The 20,184-nt window shown below is 70.9% G+C and carries 22 protein-coding genes and 3 tRNA genes; 12 read left to right on the top strand and 13 right to left on the bottom strand.

Translation table 11 applies throughout. The annotated features are described in order from the left end of the window. Positions 1 to 16 precede the first annotated feature (16 nt). The 4 genes from AB0B68_RS02655 (at position 17) to AB0B68_RS02640 (ending at position 1,325) form a co-directional block, all read left to right on the top strand. The gene (locus AB0B68_RS02655) at positions 17 to 799 is read left to right on the top strand and encodes a polysaccharide deacetylase family protein (protein ID WP_357203068.1); all 783 of its coding nucleotides are present in this window, start codon (positions 17 to 19) and stop codon (positions 797 to 799) included. Positions 800 to 953: 154 nt separating this feature from the next. Beyond that, a tRNA-Glu gene (locus AB0B68_RS02650) sits at positions 954 to 1,026 on the top strand. A 52-nt stretch (positions 1,027 to 1,078) separates the two neighbouring features. Next, positions 1,079 to 1,152 (top strand) — tRNA-Asp (locus AB0B68_RS02645). A 99-nt stretch (positions 1,153 to 1,251) separates the two neighbouring features. Further along, positions 1,252 to 1,325, top strand: a tRNA-Phe gene (locus AB0B68_RS02640). A 209-nt stretch (positions 1,326 to 1,534) separates the two neighbouring features. Here AB0B68_RS02640 and AB0B68_RS02635 read toward each other — a convergent pair. Then, positions 1,535 to 2,707 (bottom strand): hypothetical protein, encoded by a 1,173-nt coding sequence (locus AB0B68_RS02635; RefSeq protein WP_357257560.1) that lies wholly within the window; start codon positions 2,705 to 2,707, stop codon positions 1,535 to 1,537. A gap of 156 nt (positions 2,708 to 2,863) precedes the next feature. On the opposite strand from AB0B68_RS02635, the gene AB0B68_RS02630 reads away from it, so the two are divergent. After that, the gene (locus AB0B68_RS02630) at positions 2,864 to 3,391 is read left to right on the top strand and encodes an SRPBCC family protein (protein ID WP_355004723.1); all 528 of its coding nucleotides are present in this window, start codon (positions 2,864 to 2,866) and stop codon (positions 3,389 to 3,391) included. A 13-nt stretch (positions 3,392 to 3,404) separates the two neighbouring features. On the opposite strand, the gene AB0B68_RS02625 is transcribed toward AB0B68_RS02630, so the two are convergent. Next, positions 3,405 to 4,109 carry a DUF2786 domain-containing protein gene (locus AB0B68_RS02625; RefSeq protein ID WP_357257558.1) on the bottom strand — a complete coding sequence of 235 codons (705 nt, stop codon included), beginning with the start codon at positions 4,107 to 4,109 and terminating at the stop codon, positions 3,405 to 3,407. Between the two features lie 129 nt (positions 4,110 to 4,238). On the opposite strand from AB0B68_RS02625, the gene AB0B68_RS02620 reads away from it, so the two are divergent. Then, complete coding sequence (locus AB0B68_RS02620) at positions 4,239 to 4,679, top strand: hypothetical protein (RefSeq protein ID WP_357203060.1); 441 nt, start codon at positions 4,239 to 4,241, stop codon at positions 4,677 to 4,679. Positions 4,680 to 4,736: 57 nt separating this feature from the next. Here AB0B68_RS02620 and AB0B68_RS02615 read toward each other — a convergent pair whose 3' ends face one another. Then, on the bottom strand, positions 4,737 to 5,126 hold the full coding sequence (locus AB0B68_RS02615) for a hypothetical protein (protein ID WP_357208505.1): 390 nt from the start codon (positions 5,124 to 5,126) through the stop codon (positions 4,737 to 4,739). 155 nt (positions 5,127 to 5,281) lie between these two features. Here AB0B68_RS02615 and AB0B68_RS02610 point away from each other — a divergent pair, with 155 nt between their 5' ends. Beyond that, positions 5,282 to 6,628: an ABC transporter substrate-binding protein gene (locus AB0B68_RS02610; protein WP_357208503.1), complete on the top strand. Its 1,347-nt coding sequence runs from the start codon at positions 5,282 to 5,284 to the stop codon at positions 6,626 to 6,628. 67 nt (positions 6,629 to 6,695) lie between these two features. On the opposite strand, the gene AB0B68_RS02605 is transcribed toward AB0B68_RS02610, so the two are convergent. Together AB0B68_RS02605 and AB0B68_RS02600 are read right to left on the bottom strand one after the other, a co-directional pair. Further along, a complete protein-coding gene (locus AB0B68_RS02605; RefSeq protein ID WP_357208494.1) occupies positions 6,696 to 7,439 on the bottom strand; it encodes an enoyl-CoA hydratase/isomerase family protein in 744 nt (247 codons plus the stop codon). After that, complete coding sequence (locus AB0B68_RS02600) at positions 7,436 to 8,293, bottom strand: 3-hydroxyacyl-CoA dehydrogenase family protein (protein WP_357257556.1); 858 nt, start codon at positions 8,291 to 8,293, stop codon at positions 7,436 to 7,438. Before AB0B68_RS02600 ends, AB0B68_RS02605 begins: the two co-directional genes overlap by 4 nt. A gap of 177 nt (positions 8,294 to 8,470) precedes the next feature. On the opposite strand from AB0B68_RS02600, the gene AB0B68_RS02595 reads away from it, so the two are divergent. Continuing rightward, positions 8,471 to 8,758, top strand: a complete 288-nt coding sequence (locus AB0B68_RS02595; RefSeq protein WP_355004718.1) for a hypothetical protein — start codon at positions 8,471 to 8,473, stop codon at positions 8,756 to 8,758. Positions 8,759 to 8,811: 53 nt separating this feature from the next. Here the strand turns inward: AB0B68_RS02595 and AB0B68_RS02590 are convergent, their stop codons facing one another. After that, entirely contained in the window at positions 8,812 to 9,591 is a 780-nt protein-coding gene (locus AB0B68_RS02590; protein WP_357257554.1) for a class I SAM-dependent methyltransferase, read from the bottom strand. A 54-nt stretch (positions 9,592 to 9,645) separates the two neighbouring features. Here AB0B68_RS02590 and AB0B68_RS02585 point away from each other — a divergent pair, with 54 nt between their 5' ends. Next, positions 9,646 to 10,035 (top strand): PPOX class F420-dependent oxidoreductase, encoded by a 390-nt coding sequence (locus tag AB0B68_RS02585; RefSeq protein WP_357206845.1) that lies wholly within the window; start codon positions 9,646 to 9,648, stop codon positions 10,033 to 10,035. Positions 10,036 to 10,111: 76 nt separating this feature from the next. On the opposite strand, the gene AB0B68_RS02580 is transcribed toward AB0B68_RS02585, so the two are convergent. Next, entirely contained in the window at positions 10,112 to 10,321 is a 210-nt protein-coding gene (locus AB0B68_RS02580; protein ID WP_007073996.1) for a BldC family transcriptional regulator, read from the bottom strand. A gap of 250 nt (positions 10,322 to 10,571) precedes the next feature. Then, positions 10,572 to 11,411, bottom strand: coding sequence for a hypothetical protein (locus tag AB0B68_RS02575; RefSeq protein WP_124853509.1), 840 nt, complete (start codon positions 11,409 to 11,411; stop codon positions 10,572 to 10,574). A 193-nt stretch (positions 11,412 to 11,604) separates the two neighbouring features. Here AB0B68_RS02575 and AB0B68_RS02570 point away from each other — a divergent pair, with 193 nt between their 5' ends. Continuing rightward, positions 11,605 to 12,687 carry a Glu/Leu/Phe/Val dehydrogenase dimerization domain-containing protein gene (locus tag AB0B68_RS02570; RefSeq protein ID WP_145796214.1) on the top strand — a complete coding sequence of 361 codons (1,083 nt, stop codon included), beginning with the start codon at positions 11,605 to 11,607 and terminating at the stop codon, positions 12,685 to 12,687. Positions 12,688 to 12,987: 300 nt separating this feature from the next. Next, on the top strand, positions 12,988 to 13,203 hold the full coding sequence (locus tag AB0B68_RS02565) for a DUF3073 domain-containing protein (protein WP_124821603.1): 216 nt from the start codon (positions 12,988 to 12,990) through the stop codon (positions 13,201 to 13,203). Positions 13,204 to 13,339: 136 nt separating this feature from the next. Here the strand turns inward: AB0B68_RS02565 and amcA are convergent, their stop codons facing one another. From amcA to AB0B68_RS02540, 5 genes are all read right to left on the bottom strand, one after another. Next, positions 13,340 to 13,567, bottom strand: coding sequence for a multiple cyclophane-containing RiPP AmcA (gene amcA, locus AB0B68_RS02560; RefSeq protein WP_357206840.1), 228 nt, complete (start codon positions 13,565 to 13,567; stop codon positions 13,340 to 13,342). Then, positions 13,536 to 14,639: a cyclophane-forming radical SAM peptide maturase AmcB gene (gene amcB / locus AB0B68_RS02555; protein ID WP_357206849.1), complete on the bottom strand. Its 1,104-nt coding sequence runs from the start codon at positions 14,637 to 14,639 to the stop codon at positions 13,536 to 13,538. The genes amcA and amcB overlap by 32 nt, the downstream gene beginning before the upstream one ends. A gap of 172 nt (positions 14,640 to 14,811) precedes the next feature. Further along, positions 14,812 to 15,966 (bottom strand): phosphoribosylformylglycinamidine cyclo-ligase, encoded by a 1,155-nt coding sequence (purM, locus tag AB0B68_RS02550; RefSeq protein ID WP_196920530.1) that lies wholly within the window; start codon positions 15,964 to 15,966, stop codon positions 14,812 to 14,814. A gap of 57 nt (positions 15,967 to 16,023) precedes the next feature. Further along, positions 16,024 to 17,562 carry an amidophosphoribosyltransferase gene (gene purF / locus AB0B68_RS02545; RefSeq protein WP_357206838.1) on the bottom strand — a complete coding sequence of 513 codons (1,539 nt, stop codon included), beginning with the start codon at positions 17,560 to 17,562 and terminating at the stop codon, positions 16,024 to 16,026. A 167-nt stretch (positions 17,563 to 17,729) separates the two neighbouring features. After that, on the bottom strand, positions 17,730 to 18,083 hold the full coding sequence (locus AB0B68_RS02540; RefSeq protein WP_357257552.1) for a sterol carrier family protein: 354 nt from the start codon (positions 18,081 to 18,083) through the stop codon (positions 17,730 to 17,732). Between the two features lie 200 nt (positions 18,084 to 18,283). Here AB0B68_RS02540 and AB0B68_RS02535 point away from each other — a divergent pair. Beyond that, the coding region (locus tag AB0B68_RS02535) for a carboxypeptidase regulatory-like domain-containing protein (protein ID WP_357257549.1) at positions 18,284 to 20,184 on the top strand (1,901 nt) is incomplete at its 3' end.

The following is a 20,184-nucleotide window of genomic DNA, read 5'->3' as shown; positions in this document are numbered from 1 at the left end:
CTCCGGGAGCGAGCACATGCAAGCCCGCGCCATCCTGGCGTCCGTCCTCGCCGTGGCGCTGCTCCTGTCCGGCTGCGCCCAGCCAACCCGCACCATCACACCCGCCGCCGCTCCGAAGCCGGTGGCATCGACACCGCCGCCCACCCCGAAACCGCACCCCAGCGTCACCAAGCCGGCCAAGCCGCCACTGCGGCCGCTGCCGGCCAAGCTCCCCTCCGGCCTGGGGCGCAACACCGGCGTACGCCCGGTGGCCCTGACGTTCGACGACGGGCCCAGCCCGGCCTGGACACCCAAGGTGCTCGACCAGCTGAAGGCCGCCAAGGTGACAGCGACCTTCTGCGTCGTCGGTCGCGAGGCACAGCGTCACCCGGAGTTGGTCCGGCGGATCGTCCGGGAGGGACACCAGCTCTGCAACCACAGCTGGCGACACGACCTCGAGCTCGCCCGTCGACCCGTCGGCGAAATCCGGGCCGACCTGGACCGCACCAACAAGGCCATCCAGAAGGCCGTTCCCGGCGCGAAGGTGTCGTTCTACCGGCAGCCCGGCGGCCGGTGGACGTCGGAGGTGGTCAGGGTGGCTAAGGACCTCGGCATGCGTCCACTGCACTGGTCGGTCGACCCGCAGGACTGGGACAAGCCGACCGCAGCCACGATCGGCAAGCGTGTCCACGCCGCCACCCGGCCCGGTGCGATCGTTCTTCTGCATGACGGAGGCGGTGATCGGGCCGCGACACTCGCCGCATGCCCAAAGATGATCGCCGATCTGAAGCAGCGCTTCGGCATCACCCGACTCCACTAGAACCGCTCTGACCTGCTGTTATTGCCCGTCCCAAGCCCTTGCCGACACCGATTTTGTCGACCGACGGAGCATCACGTATGCTTTCGGAGCCTCCGGCGGGGCCGGATGGGAGCAAGTCCGCTTGAAGTTGCGAGTGTGCAATGATGGCGGGGCCGCCCTCATCGTCTAGCGGCCCAGGACGCCGCCCTTTCAAGGCGGTAGCACGGGTTCGAATCCCGTTGGGGGCACGACCGGCGAAAGCCGGGGCAAGGCCGGCGCAAGCCGGAGCAACACAAGCTAGGTCCTGTGGAGCAGTTGGAGTGCTCGCCGCCCTGTCAAGGCGGAGGTCGCGGGTTCAAGTCCCGTCAGGACCGCAGCGCTGACGCCGCGCCCCGCGCGGCGTTCTGCGTATCGGAGCAGGTCGCCTTGCCGCCGGTTCGTCCGGTTGCCGGGTAACATGAGCCGAGCGACACGGCCAGGTAGCTCAGTTGGTACGAGCGTCCGACTGAAAATCGGAAGGTCGGCGGTTCGACCCCGCCCCTGGCCACATAGCCTTTCGCCGGGCTACAGAGATCCCCACCAGCGAATACGCAGGTGGGGATCTTGCTTTGGCGGGCGTGATCAACACGACTTTCTGGAAGTCGCGGGGTCCCGGCTGGCGCGACACCGCGTATTCAAGGAAACCGAGTCGATCATGCCTGCGGTCACCTCCGCATCAGGGCAGCGACGGCGGACATGCCGCACGGCCGCACGGCGTCAGTGGTCGCGGCGACCCTGCGGGCGATGCTGGGCCACGCTGACCTGGATCGCCTCCCACACGCTGCGTCCGGCCTCTCGCAGCGTCTCCCCCGCCTGCTCGGCGAACTGGGCTGCGCTCTGCGCCGCAGCCTGCGCCGCGCCCGGCAGACCACCGTCGCCGCCACCGGACGGGCTCGGACCCGACCCATCCGACCGCTTGCGGGCTTCTTCGGTGCGACGCGGACCCTCGTGCCGCTGACCTTCCGAGCCATCAGCAGCCGGCGGGCCGGTCTCCGACTCACGGCCCTCCGGACGCTGGCCCTCCTGCTGCTGCCCCTCCGGACGCTGGCCCTCCGGACGCTGGCCCTCCTGCTGCTGCCCCTCCGGACGCTGGCCCTCCGGACGCTGACCCTCCGGACGCTGGCCCTCCGGACGCTGGCCCTGCGGCTGCGCCTGGTCGGCCGGTCCTGGGCCACCGGCTCGCGGTCCAGGACCGCCGGCACCCGGTCCTGAGCCGACCGGGCCAGCCCCGGACCGACCCGCATCCGCCCGACCCGCATCCGCCCGATCCGCATCCGGCCGGTCAGGACCCGGTCGCCCGGAACCCGGCTGATCCAGCTCCGGCTGATCGAGACCACGGCGATCGGGACCCGTCTGACCAGAGCCCGATGGCCAACCTGGACCAGTCCGGTCGGAGCCCAGCCGGTCGCGGTCGGCCACTGGGCTGGCCGCACCGACCTGCCGGCTCGGCTCGTCGCGGACGTCGTCCGAGCGTCGAGCCGATGCCTTGATCTCCGCTGAGCCTGCGGCCAGCTGCTGGGCGCCGCGGTTCACGTCGTCGACGGCGGTGCCGGCCGTGCGCGCGAGCGTCTCGATGATGTGTGGGTTGTGGTCGAGCGTGTCGAGCGCGCGGCCCAGGATTCTGGTCAACTGCTCCAACCGCACCCGCAGCTGCGCCTCGGCGTTCACCCCGTCGATGTTCAACTCACCGCCGTTGAGGTGCACCCGTACGCCGGCGTCGACCTGGAGCAGGTTCGCCACCCGGGCCCGCAGCGACAGGTCGGCCTCCAGACCGTCGACCGCCAGTCGGATGGAGTCGACGGTGACCTTCGGAATGTCGAGCAGGACGTCCGGGTCTGCTGCGTCGTCGACGGTCCGGTCCGGCCCTCGTTGCTGCGCGTTCTCGCTCATGATCTCCCGCCCGCCCGCCCGAAAGTCCCGGTCGTCCGCGCGGTTACCCGCTTTCCGGCCGGGCATCCCGTCCGTGACGACTCGACGACCCTCTGTCTGGAACCGGGCACCGCGCGAAGCTGCACACCGAGGCATCAGCCGGTATGGTCCGGGCCTATGGGACAGGAATTGACTGATCCGGCCGACATCCGGCAGGACGTCGGCCAGTTCTCTCTCCGGTGCAGCGTTCTCGTCCCGGGTGCTGCCGAGCACGCATTCGCGGTCTTCAGCGACGAGCTGACCGACTGGTGGGTCACCGAATACACCTGGTCCGGCCCGGACGCACTGGCCGAGCTGGGCATGGAGCCTCGGGCCGGCGGCATGCTCTACGAGATCGGCCCGTACGGTTTCCGGGCCGACTGGGGCCGGGTGCTCACCTGGGATCCGCCTCGCCGACTGGTCTTCGTGTGGCAGATCGGCCCCGACCGGGCACCGGTGCCGGACCCGGCCCGCGCGAGCGAGGTCGAGGTGCTGTTCCATGCCGAGGGGCCGGAACAGACCCGGCTCGAACTGGAGCACCGGCACTTCGACCGGCACGGCGAGGCTGCCGAGGGTTACCGCAAGGCGCTCACGGCCGGCTGGCACGAGCTGCTCACCCGCTACGTCGCCACGGTGTCGCGTCATCGCCCCAGCACGGCGGCCTGACGGGCCTACCGGGTCATTGGCCGAGCCGCCGACCGGCAGCGGCACCGCCGAGGTCCCGACCACCGAGGTTCGCGCGTTCCCCGGCCTCCGCCCCCGAACCGAAGCCGGTGCCGCCCAACCGACGTGGCGGTGCCGTACGCAGCCGTGGGTACTCCTCGGTGAGCCGGCGCTGCACCCGGTCGGACCGGTCGGCCAGCACCAGCGCCACCGACGGGGTGCCCGACTCGCTGGCCGCCGCCGACTCCGCCGCCCAGAGTCGCCCTCCGACCACCTCCGCGAAGCCGGCCAGCCAGGAGCGGCGGAAGGCGGCGGGGTGGTCGTCGGCGGGCACCTCGGTGGCGGCCAGGCCGTGCGCCGCCTGCACGAGCAGTGAGGTGAAGAGCAGGTCGACCCGTTCCAGGTCACTGGCGAAGCCGAAGAGGTGCAGGGCGAAGCCGTTGCCCTGCCGGCGGCGTACGCAGCGGCAGCGCAGCGGCTCGGCCACCGCGGCGAGCAGGCCGACCTTGTCGCGGGCGTACGGGGCGACGACGTCGAGCACCCGATCGCCGACCGGGTCGGTGGTCGGGTCCCGGGCGGCGAGCAGCGCCCGGTCGACGCCGTAGCGGGCGATCAGCTCGGTCGCCTTGGCGGTGAACGCGGCGGACTCGGCCGGCGTGCAGGCCGGGTCCTCGGCCTGGGCCAACAGCTTGCGCACCTTGCTGAGCATGGCCTCGGACATGCCTACAGAGCTACCACACGGGCCGGACACCACCGGGGCCGCGCGGCAATCGATCGATACGTATCATCGTCACGGCCAGATGATCAGTCCGACACGGACCGTTGACCAACTGTTTGGAGGAACGAACGGATGCCATCCCCGACCGCTCGTCTGCTCGCCGTCGCCACGGCCATCGCACTGCTCGCCGTCGGCACGCCCGCCCAGGCAGAGCCGACCACCCCGACCACGCCGGTCAGCTCCGGGCCGAACGTGTTCGCCCCGCTCGCCACCTGTTACGGCGGGGCGGTCCGGTCGTACTTCGAGACCGGCCGCTACGGCGGCTCAGCCGGCCAGTACCGCACCACGACGCGCTGCCGCGACATCAACGTGCGCAACGCGAGCGTGTACGGCACCGACGCGTGCGTGATCTTCGTCGACAAGACGAGCGCCTGCAACTACTGGACGTACCTGCCGGCCAACTCGGGCTGGATCACGGTGGCGACCGACGTCCGGGACGGCGTCAACTTCCGGGTCCGCTTCGAGAACCTGCGCTACGAGTACGAACCGCTCATCGCGTACCACGCGTTCTGAGCGACCCGCACGGTCGCGGCGTCCGCCCCCCGACGGACGCCGCGACCCGGTGGCGGTTCACTCCGCGCGGCTGCGCAGTGTGGCGATCGTCGAACCGGCGAGTGTGAGCAGGCAGTCGGGGAGCAGCCCGTCGGCGGCCGCCGCGCCGAACAGCGCCTCCCCGGTCGGCTCGTCCCGATTCGCGTACGCGCTGACGAAGCGGGCCACCCAGCGGGTGTCGTACCCGGCCTGGTCGATCCCCGGGAAGTCGAGCGCCGCCCCGCTGGCTGCCGGCGCGTCACCGAGCATCGTCGCGGCCAGGCACCAGGCGACGTCGTACGCGCCGTCCAGGCCGGCCCGGTCGACGACCGCGTCGAAGGCTCCCACCACCGCGTCTCCATCGCCGGTCAGCGCCGAACGGAGCACGGCGGCCGCGTCATCGAACGTCTGCTGTGGTAGGTCCGTCACGCAGCGCACAGTAGGACGGGTGGTCAAGTGCCCCCTCAACCGTCACTGTCCGTGTTCAACGCGAGCTACCTGCGCATTACGCCACCTCCACGGTCCCGCCGCCGGCCTCGGCACGCTAATGTGCGCAGCGGACCTTCGCCGGAGGAAGGACGACCATGTTCGTATCACGCCGCTCGCGGGTAGCCACACTGGCTGCCTGCGCGACGATCCTGCTCGCCACAAGCGCTTGCGGGGATGACAAGCCCGAAGAGGCCAGCGCCCAACAGGTGCGCCTCTACGGCACGGACGGCAACATGCTCAACTCCTATCCAGCGGAGTTGAAGGAAAGGGCGAGTCTCGTCGACGGGATGAAGGGCACCACGCCCCTCGTGCCGCTGCCAGACGACTTCAAGGGCCGGCTACGGGCCGTCAATCCGGCGCTGACGGACTATCTTTACTCCGCCGAGACGTACGACGCGGTGGTGATCGCCGTACTCGCCGCCCAGTTGGCCGGCAGCACCGACCCCACCGACATCGCGAAGCAGATCGTCGCCGTGACCAACGACGGGCAGCGCTGCGAAAACCCGACGAGCTGTCTCGCGCTGGCCCGCAACGGGCAGGACATCGAGTACCGCAGCGTGTCGCTGACCCGGGCGGGCTTCACCGACAAGGGTGAGCCGGCCACCGCGAGCTACGCGACGCTGACCTTCGACGGGCAGCAGATCAACGACGGCAAGACCGAGTTCGTCGGTGCCGGCATCGAGTCGGCGGCGAGCACCAAGGCCCCGCCGAAGCCGAAGAAGCAGCGCCCGGGTGGCGCCGCCGCCGACCAGGAGCCACTGATCCTGGGTGGCCTGCTGCCGAAGACCGGTGACCTCTCGATCGCCTACCCGCCGATGGCCGCCGGCGCGGCGCTGGCGATCAAGGAGGTCAACGCCGCTGGCGGCGCACTGGGCAAGCCGGTGACGTGGCTCGACGGCGACGACGGCACCAACCCGGCGGTGGCCAAGGCGACGGTGGCCAAGCACGTGACGGACGGCGTCAGCGTGATCATCGGTGCCGGCGGTTCGGGCATCTCCCGGGCGGTGCTGCCGGACGTGGTGCAGGCCGGGAAGGTCCTCTTCTCCCCGTCCAACACCGACAGCGGGCTGACCGACGTGGAAGACAACGGCCTCTACTTCCGCACCGCCCCGCCGGACAGCCTCCAGGGCCGGGCGCTGGCCGACGTGATCCTCCGCGACGGGTCGCAGAAGATCGTCATCGTCGCCCGCAAGGACTCCTACGGTGAGGGCCTCCAGGGCACCGTCCGCGACGAGCTGGAGAAGGCCGGTATCGCCAACGACCGGCTCAAGCTGTTGACGTACGAGCCGCCGGCCGACGCGAAGGCCGCCCCGGTCGACTTCAGCGGCGGCGCGAAGGAGATCAAGGCATTCGGCGCGGACGCCGTGCTGATCATCGGCTTCGGTGAGTCCGCCCAGGTGATCCGCGGCCTGGCCGACGCCGGGGTGCAGATCCGGCAGTAGGCAGGCCCAGAAACGACGACGGCCGCACCGGCTTCACGCCGGTGCGGCCGTTTCTGCGTACGCGGGATCAGCGCGGCCGGCGGCGCTCCAGGAACTCGGTCATCCGGCGCTGCTTCTCGTCGTCCTCGAAGAGCACCGCCTGGCTGACCAGGTCGAGGTGCGGGTGCGCGGCGGCCGGCGCGTCCACCGCCAGCTTGGTCAGCCGCACCGCCAACGGTGAGCCCAGGGCGATCTCGTCCAGCAACGCGTGCGCCACCGTCAGCAGCTCGCCGGGCTCGTCCACCACCCGGTTCACCAGGCCGATCCGCAGCGCCTCAGCGGCGTCCACCCGCCGGCCCGTGAAGAGCAGCTCCTTGGCCCGGCCCTCGCCGATCAACGCCGGCAGCCGGTGGGTCGCGCCGGCGCCGGCCAGGATGCCCAACCGCACCTCCGGTTGCCCGAAGACCGCCCGCGCCGTGCACACTCGCAGATCGCAGGCGTACGCCAGCTCCGCGCCACCGCCCAACGCCGGGCCGTCGACGGCCGCCACGGTCGGCATCGGCAGCGCCCGGATACGGGCGAAGGCAGCCGAGTTGATCGCAGCGAGGGCGTCCGTGCGACCCCGTTCGCGAAGTTGGCCGATGTCGGCGCCACCGGCGAAGATGCCCGACGCGCCGCCGGTGAGCAGCAGCAGGCGCGGGCGGGCCTCCAACTCGGCGCAGACCTGGTGCAGCTCGGCGATCAGGTCGGCGTCGATGGCGTTGCGCTTCTCCGGCCGGTCCAGCGTGACCACCAGCCGGTCCGGACGCTCCTCGATCCGCAACCCGCTCACTGCCTGACCCCGCCTTCCCAGCGGTAGAAGCCCTGCCCGGACTTCTTGCCCAGCCGCCCGGCGGCCACCATCTCCACCAGCAGCGGCGGCGGCGCGAAACGGTCCCCGTACGCGGCCTGAAGGGTGCGGGCGATGTCCAGCCGCACGTCGAGCCCAACCAGGTCGGTGAGCTCCAACGGCCCGATCGGGTGCCGGTAGCCGAGCACCATGGCCTTGTCGATGTCCGCCGGGCTGGCCACCTCGTCGGCGACCATCCGGATGGCCTCCAGCCCGAGGGTGACCCCGAGCCGGGAGGTGGCGAATCCGGGCATGTCGCGTACGACGACGGGGTCCTTGCCGAGCCGGCCGGCGAGCGCGACGGCCGCGGCGGTGGTCTCCTCGGCGGTGGCCGGGCCGACCACGATCTCCAGCAGCGCCATCGCCCAGACCGGGTTGAAGAAGTGCAGGCCGAGGAAGCGCTCGGGCGCGTCCAGCTCGGCGCCCAGCGCCCCGATGGCGATGCTGGAGGTGTTGCTGCCCAGCAGTGCCGGACGCAGCGCGGCGGCGTCCCGGAGAACCGCACGCTTCAGCTCGAGGCGCTCCGGCACCGCCTCCACGATCACCTGGGGGGCGGGAGCGACATCGGCGAGGGTTGGGCGCAGCGTCACCCGCTGCCGGTTCGTGGCGGCCTCGTCGGCGCTCAACTTCCCGCGCTGCACCGCCCGCTCCCACAGCTCGGCGAGCCGGTTCAGCGCGGCCGTACCCCGCTCGGGGTCCACCTCGACCAACTCGACGGCGTGCCCGGCGCCGGCCGCCACGTACGCGATGCCAAGCCCCATCGTGCCGGCACCGACGACCACGAAACGATCGCTCATCACGCCTCCCTGTCCCGCCCGCCGACGCGCGGGGTCCCCGCTACGCCGGCCCGGGTGTCCCGCCCGCTCCGCTCGCTCATGGTGCGACCCTAGACAGCGCGACGACCCGGTCCATGCGTGGGGGAGCGCCGGATCGGGTAATGACGCCCCGTCAACCGAGGGAAGGACCGCATCGACATGAGCCAGGCACCGGAGAGCGTCACCGCCGGGGAGACCGTGGAGACCCGAGGCGACGAGCGGGTCGAACTGCTGCGCGCCGACACCAACAACGACGGCAAGACCGACGTGTGGGTGGTCGACACCGACGGCGACGGCAAGGCGGACCTGTTCCAGTTCGACACCGACGGTGACGGCAAGGTGGACATCACCATGGTCGACATCGACGAGGACGGCCAACCGGACGAGGTGGTCGACGGCGACGGCGGCCTTCCGCCCGAGCAGCTCCCCCCGACCGTCCAGGTCTGAGACGTACGGACGGCCCCCGCTCTCCGCCCGGCGGTGAGCGGGGGCCGTCCTGCTCAGTCGACGAGGCGCAGGGTGGCCAGGTAGTAGGGGGCGTCACGGTCGTCCACATCGGTGAGCCGCCAACCGGTGCCGTGCACCAGGCTGGCGAACTCGTCCGCCGAGCAGACCAGGTAGTCGAACCACTCGGTGCTCAACTCGCGGTAGCGCAGCCGCAGCCGCAGCTGGCCACCGAACCGGCCGCGTCGACGGTTGCGCTCGTGGTAGCCGGTGTGCAGCGGGTCGCGGGTGCCGTACGGGTTGGTGCCCTGCGCGATGATCTGCGCCCCCGGTCGGGCCAGCGCGGCCAGCGCGGCCAGGAACTCGGGAGCACGCCCCCGCCCCTCGAACAGCCCGAGGTTGTTGCCGAGCAGCAGGAACGTGTCGTACCGCGACCCGTCGGCGACATGCGTGTCGACGGTGCCGTGCACCAGCCGCCGGACACCGCGACGCCGGCTCACCTCCAGCGCGCCGGCGGAGGTGTCCAGCCCGGTGACCGGTACGCCGCGCTCCTGGAGCAGCAGCGCGATCCGGCCGGCTCCGGTGCCGATGTCCAGCGTCTCGCCGTGCGCCCGGTCCACCGCGCGGTGGTCGTACGGCTGCCACTCCGCCGGCCCGTCCAGGTAGTGCGCGGACGGAGCGCCGTTGATCAGACCGTCGTCCCGTTCGATGATCTCGATGACCGGTCGCGGCAGTCGACCACCGACCAGGGGCCGGGGGCCCACCCCGGTGGCCACGGCGAGCGTGTCCCGCAGCAGTTCGCCGACCACGTCACCGATCTGGGGCTCCACCGTCACGACGTTCACGCTATCTGGCCACTCAGTGCCCCGCACCGGCCGTATCCTGGCGGCGTGACCATGCTGGACCGGCTGTCGGCCGAGAAGTACATCCTGCTCACGACCTTCCGCAAGGACGGTCGGGCGGTGCCGACCCCGGTCTGGGCGGTGCGCGACGGCGAGGCGTTGGCAGTCTGGACCCGGGCCGACTCCGGCAAGGTGAAGCGGATCCGCCGCAACGGCGAGGTGACCGTCGCCCCGTGCGACGTCCGGGGTCGACCACACGGCGCGGAGGTGCCAGCTCACGCGACGCTCTACGGAGGTGGTGACACCGGCCGGATCCGCGACCTGCTCAAGCACAAGTACCGCGTGATCGGTCGACTGAGTCTGCTGAGCAGCCGGTTGCGTCGCGGCGAGGGCGGCACGGTGGGCATCAGGGTGACGTTGGCCGAGCCACGGCGCTGACCCCGCGCGCGGTCGGGGGGCATGAAAAGGGGCGGCGGATCGAGATCCACCGCCCCTTTCGAAGAACTATCGCTGCTCAGTCGCCCTGCCGCTGCTGCGGGATCTGGCCCTGCAAAAGCGCCCTGACCTCCGACTCACGGTACCGACGGTGGCCACCCAGGGTGCGGATGGCACTGAGCTTGCCAGCCTTGGCCCACCGGGTCACCGTCTTCGGGTCGACCCGGAACATCGACGCCACCTCGGCCGGCGTGAGTAGCGGCTCTGGTTCGTGCGTTCGCGATGCCATCGGTCACTCCTCCACATGTATAGACATCGGCCGGGGTCCCGCCGGCCGACGCGTCTCCCATGGTCCGGCTAGTCCCCGATGTCCGACATGGGCCGAACGGATGAAGGTCCCTAGACGGACGGATGAACCATGCCCGATTTTTACGACTTTTACACGGCAGAAAGTACCTTATTAGGACTCATGATCACGGTTCGTGATGCGTCAACTACGAGCACAACTCGCCTTGGGAGCGCTCCTAGTGCGATATGCCCTAGTTGCACCGCTCCAACAGCTGCACCGCGCGCCACCGGGCCACCAATTTGTCGTACGCGGCCGACGCCTCCTCGGCCTCGCCGCGCGACAGCCCCGCGAGGCCACTGGCGACCAGCTCGGGCGAGTCGTCCGCGGCGAGCGTCTCGTCGGAGAGCAGGTCGACCAGGCCGCCGTAGTCCAGCTCGACCACGGACCGCGGATGGAATTCCTCCAGCCAGCGGGCCGCCTCCTCCACCGCCTCGGTGATCGGCGCCTCGCCCACCGACTTGCGCAGCACCGACAGCGCCCGCGACGAGCGGCGTCGAGCCTTGGAGATCTCGGTGCGGTAGCGCAACGCCCGCCGGCCCGGCTGGGTGACCAGGTCCCGCTCCGCCGGGTCGAAGAGCACGAACCACCGCAGCGGCACGCCCCAGGTGGCGATCTGCTCGTGCACCCGGGGCACCCCGTGCTCCAGCACCCGGGCGCCACTGCGCCAGTCGTCCACCACCGCCCTGGCCTGCCCGGCGAGCACCGGCGGCACGAAGGCGTCGGCGAGCACCGAGGGCACCCCGTCCCGGGCGCTGAGCGCCGCCTCAGCGACCCGGATGCGCAGGTTCCACGGGCAGACCAGCAGGCCGTCGTCCGTCTCCAGGACGTACGCCTCCTCCGGCAGGTCCGGCAGCCGGGTCCAGCCAGCGCCCAGCGCCTCGATCACCGCCGTCCGCTGCCGACCGGGCCCCTCGACCGGGGCGATCGCGCGCCCCTCCGAGACGTAGCGGCGCCAGTAGCTCTGCCGGTCCCGATCGAACGCGGCCAGCGGTTCGTACACGCGCAGGTAAGAAGCGAAGAGCGACGGCACCGCGCGATCCTCCCACGAACCACGCCCGTACGCGGTCAGCGGCCGGAGCACGCGCGCCGCACCGTGGGACGGCGGCGGCACGTCGAGCGCCTGCCCGGCGGCCGATACTAGGCTCGATCACACCGGCAGCATCCCCGCCGGGGTCCACCAGGTCCGCGTCCCACAAGGACGCACACCACAGTAGGAGCCAACAATGGGCGTATTCGCGAGCACCGACGACCCGGTATCGACCGGTCACGAACAGGTCGTGTTCTGCCAGGACAAGCAGAGCGGCCTGAAGGCGATCATCGGGATCTACTCCACCGCGCTGGGCCCGGCACTCGGCGGCACCCGCTTCTACCCGTACGCGAGCGAGGACGACGCCCTCGCCGACGTACTGGACCTGTCCCGCGGGATGGCGTACAAGAACGCGCTCGCCGGGCTGGACCTGGGCGGCGGCAAGGCCGTCATCTGGGGCGACCCGGAGCAGATCAAGAGCGAGGCGCTCCTGCGCGCGTACGGCCGCTTCGTGGAGTCGCTGGGCGGTCGCTACTACACCGCCTGTGACGTCGGCACGTACGTGGCGGACATGGACGTGGTGGCCCGGGAGACCCGCTACGTGACCGGGCGCAGCGTCGAGCACGGCGGCGCCGGCGACTCGTCGATCCTCACCGCCTGGGGTGTCTTCCAGGGGATGCGCGCCGCTGCCGAGCACGTGTGGGGCACTCCGAGCCTGCGGGGCCGGCGGGTCGGCGTGGCCGGGCTGGGCAAGGTCGGCAAGTACCTCACCGGGCACCTGCTGGAGGATGGCGCCGAGGTGGTCGCCACCGACGTCAACCCGAAGGCGCTGGCGTGGGTGCGCAGCAACCACCCTGAGGTCACCCTCGTCGACGACGCCAGCGCGCTGGTCGCCGCGGACATCGACGTGTACGCGCCGTGCGCTCTGGGTGGCGCCCTGAACGACGACACCGTGCCGGCGTTGCGCGCCAAGGTGGTCACCGGGGCGGCGAACAACCAGCTCGCCCACCCGGGCATCGAGAAGCTGCTGGCCGACCGGGGCATCCTCTACACCCCGGACTACGTGGTCAACGCGGGCGGCGTGATCCAGGTGGCCGACGAGATCGAGGGCTTCAACTTCGACCGGGCGAAGCTGCGGGCGACCCGGATCTACGACACCACCCGCGAGATCCTGCACCTGGCTGACGCGGAGGGCGTGCCCCCGGCGGTGGCCGCCGACCGGCTGGCGGAGCGGCGGATGGCGGACGTCGGCCGGCTGCGCGCGATCCACCTTCGCTGAGCGTCCCCGGGGGCGGGTCGACGAGATCCGCCTCCGGGCCCCGGTGCCGGGCCTCGCTGGGTAAGCTGAGCCGGGGTCAAATTTGATGCGGTTTGTCCGGTGTCACGGGTGCTAACCGTTCCGCCCCTTACCCGGTACACTGGGTGACGGCCGGATCGACGCGACGCGCAGAGCCGGCTGACGGTAACCCGAGGTGCCGAACGATGGCATCCCCATGTACCGTAAGAGCCACGAGAGATGCCTGACGTCATCGGGGCCCGCCTTCGGGCTGCCCCGCATTCTGTGCGAGGGGGTCGAGCCATGGGGCGCGGCCGTGCTAAGGCCAAGCAGACTAAGGTGGCGCGGGAGTTGAAGTACCACTCCCCGAACACCGACCTCACCGCTTTGCAGCGCGAACTGGCGGGTGCTGGTAAGTCTGAGCACCACTTCGACGACGACTCTAAAGAGTCCGTCGGCGATGATGATGAGGATCACGCTGACGACGACCCAGATCCCTGGGTCCGTCCGACCCGCTGACCTCTCGACGCAGCTGAGCACGCGGTAACCCCCGCGTGCTCACGCACGTCCCGAGCAGGTGCAGTCGCCGACGATCAGGGGCCTGGCCCGACCGGATCCACTCCGGCCGCTCGACAGGCCCCTGACAACGGCTCCCTCAGCGCGGGCGATTGTTCCAGTTGTAGAACGTCGGGATGTTCTCGAAGTGGTTCCAGGCACAGACCGCGCTGGAGTCCCCTCCGCCCGACACCTCCGAACGCAGCAGCCGTGCGTCCTCGGCCTCCTGGAGCAGCGCGACGAGGGCGGGAGCCGCGTCCCGCACCCGTTCGGTGACTCCGTCGTTCGCTTCGCGCTCAGGCCGCCGGTGACTGGTGGTCTCGGGCATGCTCCAACACTCCCTCCAATAGGCGGATCTTGCTGTTGCGGCAGTGCTCGGTCTCCGTACCGTCAAAACGCCCCAGTTCGAAGTAACGGTTGGCGGCATGACCACCACCGCAGAAGCCGAAGTACGGGCAGGACGCCCGACACGCCTCCACACCGGCCAGGAACTCCCCCACCCACGGCGTCGACGCCGCGTTGCCGAGGATCTGCGCCAACGGGGTCGTCAGCACGTTGCCGCTGCTGAAGTCGCCGTAGCGGGGGTCAGTGAACCCGGCCAACTCCGGCGACAGCACGATCACCGAGCCGTCGTGACCGATCGTCGGGATCGGGTCCAGATGGCGGGGCAGCACCCCGTCCGCCGAGTTGTCCAGCACCGCCGCGGCGTAACGCAACGACCACTCGATCTCGCGGAGATGGATCCGGGGCTCCCGACGCCACGCCCCGACCAACTCCGCCCAGAACGCGGACACCGCCGACGGGTCGTGGCGGTTGTCGCGGGTGTTGACCCCCTCGGTCTCCTCGATGTTGATGCCCAGCACATCGCAGCCCAGCTCGAGGAAGTAGTCGTACAGCTCGGTCGCGAGCCCCGGCTCGGGCCGGGACACCACGGCCAGCGCGGAGAAGGGCAGACCGCGCCGGCGCAGCACCGAGATGCCGTGCAGGATCCGGTCGTACGCCGGCTGACCGCCCCGGTTGACCCGGTCGCCGTTACGCGCCCGGGGCCCGTCGACGCTCACGCTCACCCGCATCTCGTGCCGGGCGAAGAAATCGCACCAGTCGTCGTCGATGAGGGTGGCGTTGGTCTGCACGTGGTGCTCGACCGCCGGCCCGAACGGGGCGATCAGATCGGCCAGGTGCTCTCGACCGGCGGCCAGGGGCTCGCCGCCATGCCACACGACGGAGAACCGACCAGTCGCCGCCCACGGATTGACAGCGGCCGCGACCGCCTCGGCCACCGCCACCGGCATCCGGCGGTCGGCGGCGCGAAACGGCAGATAGCAGTACGCGCAGTCGAGGTTGCAGAGGGTGGTGGGCTGCATGACGACGTACGACGGGACGGCGGCAAGGCCGCGCATCCCGCTGAACGACTGTCCCCGAGCAGCCATTGCCCTCCTCCGCCTAGCCTGAGAGGCGGTCGGGAAGCCTCGGGGCTTTCCGACCGTCTCTGAAGGGTGCCCTTCAGGCTAGGCGGCATTGGCCACTCGGGTGAAGCCCTGATCAGGTGCCCGTACGATCACCGGAGGGTGATCATCCTCGGGTGTGCTGACCGACCATCTGCACGTTGCCGGTGCCTTCGATGATCTCGCCGGCCTGCCACGCCTCGACGCCACGGCCGGTCAGGGTGGCCAGCGCCCGGTCGGCGTCCTCGGCCGAGACGATCGCGAACATGCCGACGCCCATGTTGAAGGTCGACTCCATGTCGTGGTCGTCGATCCGACCCTTCGTCTGGATCAGGTCGAAGATCGGCTGCGGCTTCCAGGTGGACCGGTTGACCACCGCGTCCACGTGCTCGGGCAGCACCCGGACCAGGTTGCCGGGGATGCCGCCACCGGTGATGTGGGACAGCGCCCGCACCTCGGCCTCGGCGATCAGCTTGAGGCAGTCCTTGGCGTAGATCTTGGTCGGCGTGAGCAGCTCCTCGCCGAGGGTCCGCTGCCGACCGAAGTCGTCGATCACGATGTCCAGACGCATCCGGGCCGCGCCCAGCAGCACGTGCCGGACCAGCGAGTACCCGTTGGAGTGCAGGCCGGAGGAGCGCATGGCGATCACCACGTCGCCGACCTCGACCCGCTCGGGGCTCAGAATGTCGGCTTCCTCGACCACGCCCACGCCGGTCGCGGAGATGTCGTACTCGTCCGGACGCAGGACGCCGGGGTGCTCGGCGGTCTCCCCGCCCAGCAGCGCGCAGCCGGCGTAGCGGCAGCCGTCGGCGATGCCCGCGCCAATCTCGGCGACCTTGTCCGGCACCACCTCGCCGGTGGCGATGTAGTCGAGCAGGAACAGCGGCTCGGCGCCGCAGGCCACCAGGTCGTCGACGACCATCGCGACGAGGTCGATGCCGACCGTGTCGTGAATGTCCATCTGCTGGGCGATCACCAGCTTGGTGCCCACCCCGTCGGTGGAGGACGCCAGGATCGGGCTCTTGTACTTCTTCGTGTCCAGCCGGAACAGGCCGGCGAAGCCACCGAGGTCACCGAGCACCTCGGGACGGCGGGTCTGCCGCACCTTCGACTTGAGCAACTCCACCGCGCGGTCACCCGCGTCGATGGAGACACCGGCGTCGGCGTACGAGACCGAGCGTTTGCGCGCCTGGCGGCCAGCACCGCCCGTCCACGGCTGGCGGTCGCCGCCGGCGCCGGTCGGGCTGCTTCCTGCGCCGCTGCGCTCGGACACGTGCGTCACGGTTCTCCCCTTTGGTTCTCGGTGCCGCCGGCGGTAGCCGGGCCGCGCCGGTTGGTGCTACGGGCGGTTTGCGGTAACGCCACCCGGAGTGGCGACGGACGAGCCGTTGGTGAGCGGGGCCTCCGGCGCCGAGTTGGCGACGCGTCGACCCACCCCTTCGAGCACGTGCTTACCGATCAGGTTGCCGGCTGGCAACTCGATCGGGTACTCCCCATCGAAACACGCCCGACACAACCTGGTCTTCGGCTGCTCGGTCGCGGCGATCAGACCGGGAAGGGAAACGAAGCCCAGCGTGTCGGCGCCGATGGAGCGCCGGATGCCGTCGTTGTCCAACCCGTTGGCCAGCAGCTCCGCCCGGGTGGCGAAGTCGATGCCGTAGAAGCACGGCCAGCTGACCGGCGGGGAGGAGATCCGGACGTGCACCTCCAGCGCCCCCGCCTCACGCAGCATCCGCACGATGGCGCGCTGGGTGTTGCCGCGCACGATCGAGTCGTCCACCACCACCAACCGCTTGCCGCGGACGTTCTCCCGCAGCGGGTTGAGCTTGAGCCGGATGCCGAGCTGACGCAGGGTCTGCGACGGCTGGATGAAGGTACGGCCCACGTACGGGTTCTTCATCAGGCCGGCGCCGTACGTGATGCCGGACGCCTCCGCGTACCCGATGGCGGCCGGGGTGCCCGACTCGGGCACCGGGATCACCAGGTCGGCCTCGACCGGGTGCTCCTTGGCCAACTGCCGGCCGATCTGCACCCGCGCCGAGTGGACGTTGCGCCCGGCGATGGTGGCATCCGGGCGGGCGATGTAGACGTACTCGAAGAGGCAGCCCTTCGGCTCCGGCGCGGCGAACCGGGTGGAGCGCAGCCCGTTCTCGTCGATCGCGATCAACTCGCCCGGCTCGACCTCGCGCACCACGCTGGCGCCGACGATGTCCAGGGCGGCCGTCTCGCTGGCGACGACCCAGCCGCGCTCAAGGCGGCCGAGCACCAGCGGGCGGACGCCGTGCGGATCGCGGGCCGCGTAGAGGGTCGACTCGTCCATGAAGACGAAGCTGAACGCGCCGCGCAGCTGCGGCAGCACCTCCAGCGCCGCCGCCTCGACCGACAGATCCGGTCGGCTGGCGAGCAGCATCGTCACCAGGGAGGTGTCGTTTGTCGAGCCGTCCGCGATGAGGCCGCGCTCGGCGACCTCCTTCTCCAGCTCGGCCGTGTTGACCAGGTTGCCGTTGTGGGCCAGCGCGATGGTCGTGCCGGAGGTCGTCGACCGGATCGTCGGCTGGGCGTTCTCCCAGTTGGACGCGCCGGTGGTGGAGTATCGGGCGTGCCCGATCGCCAGGTGACCACGCAGGCTGGCCAGGGTGGGCTCGTCGAAGACCTGCGCCACGAGGCCGAGGTCCTTGTAGACCACCACGCCCGAGCCATCGCTCACCGCGATGCCCGCCGCCTCCTGGCCGCGGTGCTGTAGGGCGTAGAGGCCGAAGTAGGTCAGATTGGCAACCTCTTCGCCGGGGGCCCAGACGCCGAAGACGCCACAGGCATCCTGGGGGCCAGGTCGTTGGGGATCAAGGTCGTGGCTCAGCCGGCCGTCGCCTCGGGGCACCTACCGCTCCCTCATGCTGGTCTGGACCGGCCGGGCGGGGATCACGGGCGGATCCACTCTCCTCTGCCGGGACCACTGTCATCGCCTGACAGTGTACGCGAATCGGCGTCAATACAGAAAGTCACGATTACCCTGCTCAGCGTTACGGGGAGTGGACATCGGGACAACTAGAGGGGCAGATAGGCCGAGAGGTCCGCGCGGTTGCCACTCATCTGGACGCGACCGTCGGTGACCGCCTCAGCCCAGGCGACCCTGCCGGTTGCCAGCTCCAACCAGGTGTTCGGGGCCATCTCGACCACGTTTGGTGGATTTCCCCTGGTGTGTCGAGGCCCCGGTACGCACTGGATCGCCCCGTATGGTGGAACGCGCACCTCCACCGATCGGCCGGGGGCGCGCTCCGCGAGGACGGCCAACAGCGACCGGACCGCCTCTCGGAACACCGGCCGTTCGGGCGTACGCCCCTCGTCGAGCGCCGACAACGCGGCCACAACGGCAGCGGACTTACTGTGCGGAGAGGACACGACGGGACGATACGACCCCCAGGCCAAACACGCGACGCTGGCCCTGGGTCGCGCTCATGCAGTCGGACAAGGCATAGTTGCCGACGGCGTATTCGTACCGTGATGATCCCCGGCCCGGCGCCCCGCCGGTCAGAGGGAAGTCAGCCCGGAAGGCGGTGGACGTGTCAACACACCGACGTGCCTGGAAGCAGCGGGCCGGTGTGGTCGTAGCGCTGGTTGCCGGCGCTCTGCTCGCCGTCCCCGCCACACCAGCCATGGCCGCAGATGTCAGCGTTTCCCCCGGCTCGATCACCGTAAACGCCGGCAGCGACGCCACAATCACCGTGCGCGTCACTGGGGGTAATGGCGACGAGTCGGCGAAGGTCAGCCTCGCCGGCCTGCCGTCCGGCGTCAGCTGCGCCAGTGGTTGCGGCGATGTCAAACTCTCCGGCGGCGGCCTGGGCAACCCGACAGGGTCGGCGCTGGTCAGGATCGCGGCCAACGACAACGCTGGCGACGCGACCGCGACCATCACGGTGGCCGTCGAGGCCGAGTCGGGCCCGGACACCGCCACCGTCTCGCTGACTGTGAAGGGCAAGGCCGCTCCGCCGCCGCCGCAGAACCAGACCGTGCGGTCGGTCTCCGGCAAGGTGGTCGCGCAGGGCGACGGCAAGGCCGTCCCGAACGCCTTCGTGGTCCTCCAGGACACCGCCGGTCACCGTTACGACGCCACCAGCAATGGCAGCGGCGACTTCCGGTTCACCGGCACCACCCAGAACCCGATCGCGCCCGGACGGATCGACCTGGGCGCGTCGTTCGACAACATCAAGGCGTTCAAGTCCCTGAACGCCAGCGCCGGGCAGGCAGTCACCGGTCAGCGGCTCAGCCTCGCGATCAAGGTCGAGACGACGCCCAGCGCCACGCCGTCCGCCACCCCCGAGGCCACTCCCACCGACGAGGTGACCGAGGAGGGCACCGAGGAGGAGCCCACCGAGGAGGCCAGCCAGGGTGCTCCGGCGAACGCCGCGAACAGCAGCGAGGACGACGGCGGCGGCTTCAGCTCGTACCTGATCATTCTGCTCGGTGGTCTCCTGGTCGCCGCCGGCGTCGGCACGATCGTGCTGCTCTGGATGAAGCGCAGGGAGAACGGCGACGACGACGACGCTCCGGCGGCTGCCGGCGGCGGCGGTGTGGTGCCTCCCTCACGGGGCGGTTTCCGCGGTCCGGACGACCAGACCCGCATGGTCGGCGGTCGGCCCGGCGGTGGAGCGGATCCGACGATGGTCGGCGGCGCAGCGCTGAGCGAGGCGCCGACGATGATGCACCGCCCGGTGGTCGACGACGTTCCGCCGGACCCGTACGGCGCGCCCGCCCAGCCTTACGGCGGCGCGGGTCAGCAGGGTTGGGGTGGCGCGGGCTACGGCGAGGAGCCAGCGTCCGCTGGGTACGGTGCCGGCGGCTACGGCAACGCCCCCGCCTCCGGTGGCGGCTACGGCTCCCCGGCCGGCCCCGAGGGCGGTTACGGCGCTGGTGCGGCCGGTGACGGCTATGGTGCCGCGCCCGGCGCCGGTTACGGCAATGCTCCGGCCTCCGGTGCCGGCTACGGGAACGCCCCCGCCTCCGGTGGCGGCTACGGCGGTCGTGATTACGACGCCCCGGGCGGCACCGCCGCCTACCCGCCGGCTCCCGCTGGCGGAGCCGGCTACGGCGAGCGGTTCGACGAGCCGACCGGCCGTTACACCGGCGACAGCACCCAGTACCCGGCCCCGGCCGACCCGTACGCCACCGGCGTCTACCAGCCCGAGCAGGGGCAGGGGTACGGCCAGCCCGATGCCGCCCCGTACGGCGGTCGCGCCGCCGAGCCGACCGCAGGATACGGCGCTCCGGAGGCTGGCAGGTACGACCAGGGCGGCTACGGCCAACCGGCCGGCGGCTACGACCAGGGCGGCAACTACGGTCAGGAGCCTCCGCAGCAGCGCGGCGGCTACGACGACCGGGGCTACGACCAGGCCGGCTACGGCCAGCCCGCCGGCGGCTACGACCAGGGCGGCAACTACGGTCAGGAGCCTCCGCAGCAGCGCGGCGGCTACGACGACCGGGGCTACGACCAGGCCGGCTACGG

This window comes from Micromonospora sp. NPDC049049, from assembly GCF_040649115.1.
GTDB lineage: Bacteria > Actinomycetota > Actinomycetes > Mycobacteriales > Micromonosporaceae > Micromonospora.
The sequence above is the reverse complement of the archived record's forward strand: the minus strand, read 5'-3'. Positions and strand labels throughout refer to the sequence as shown.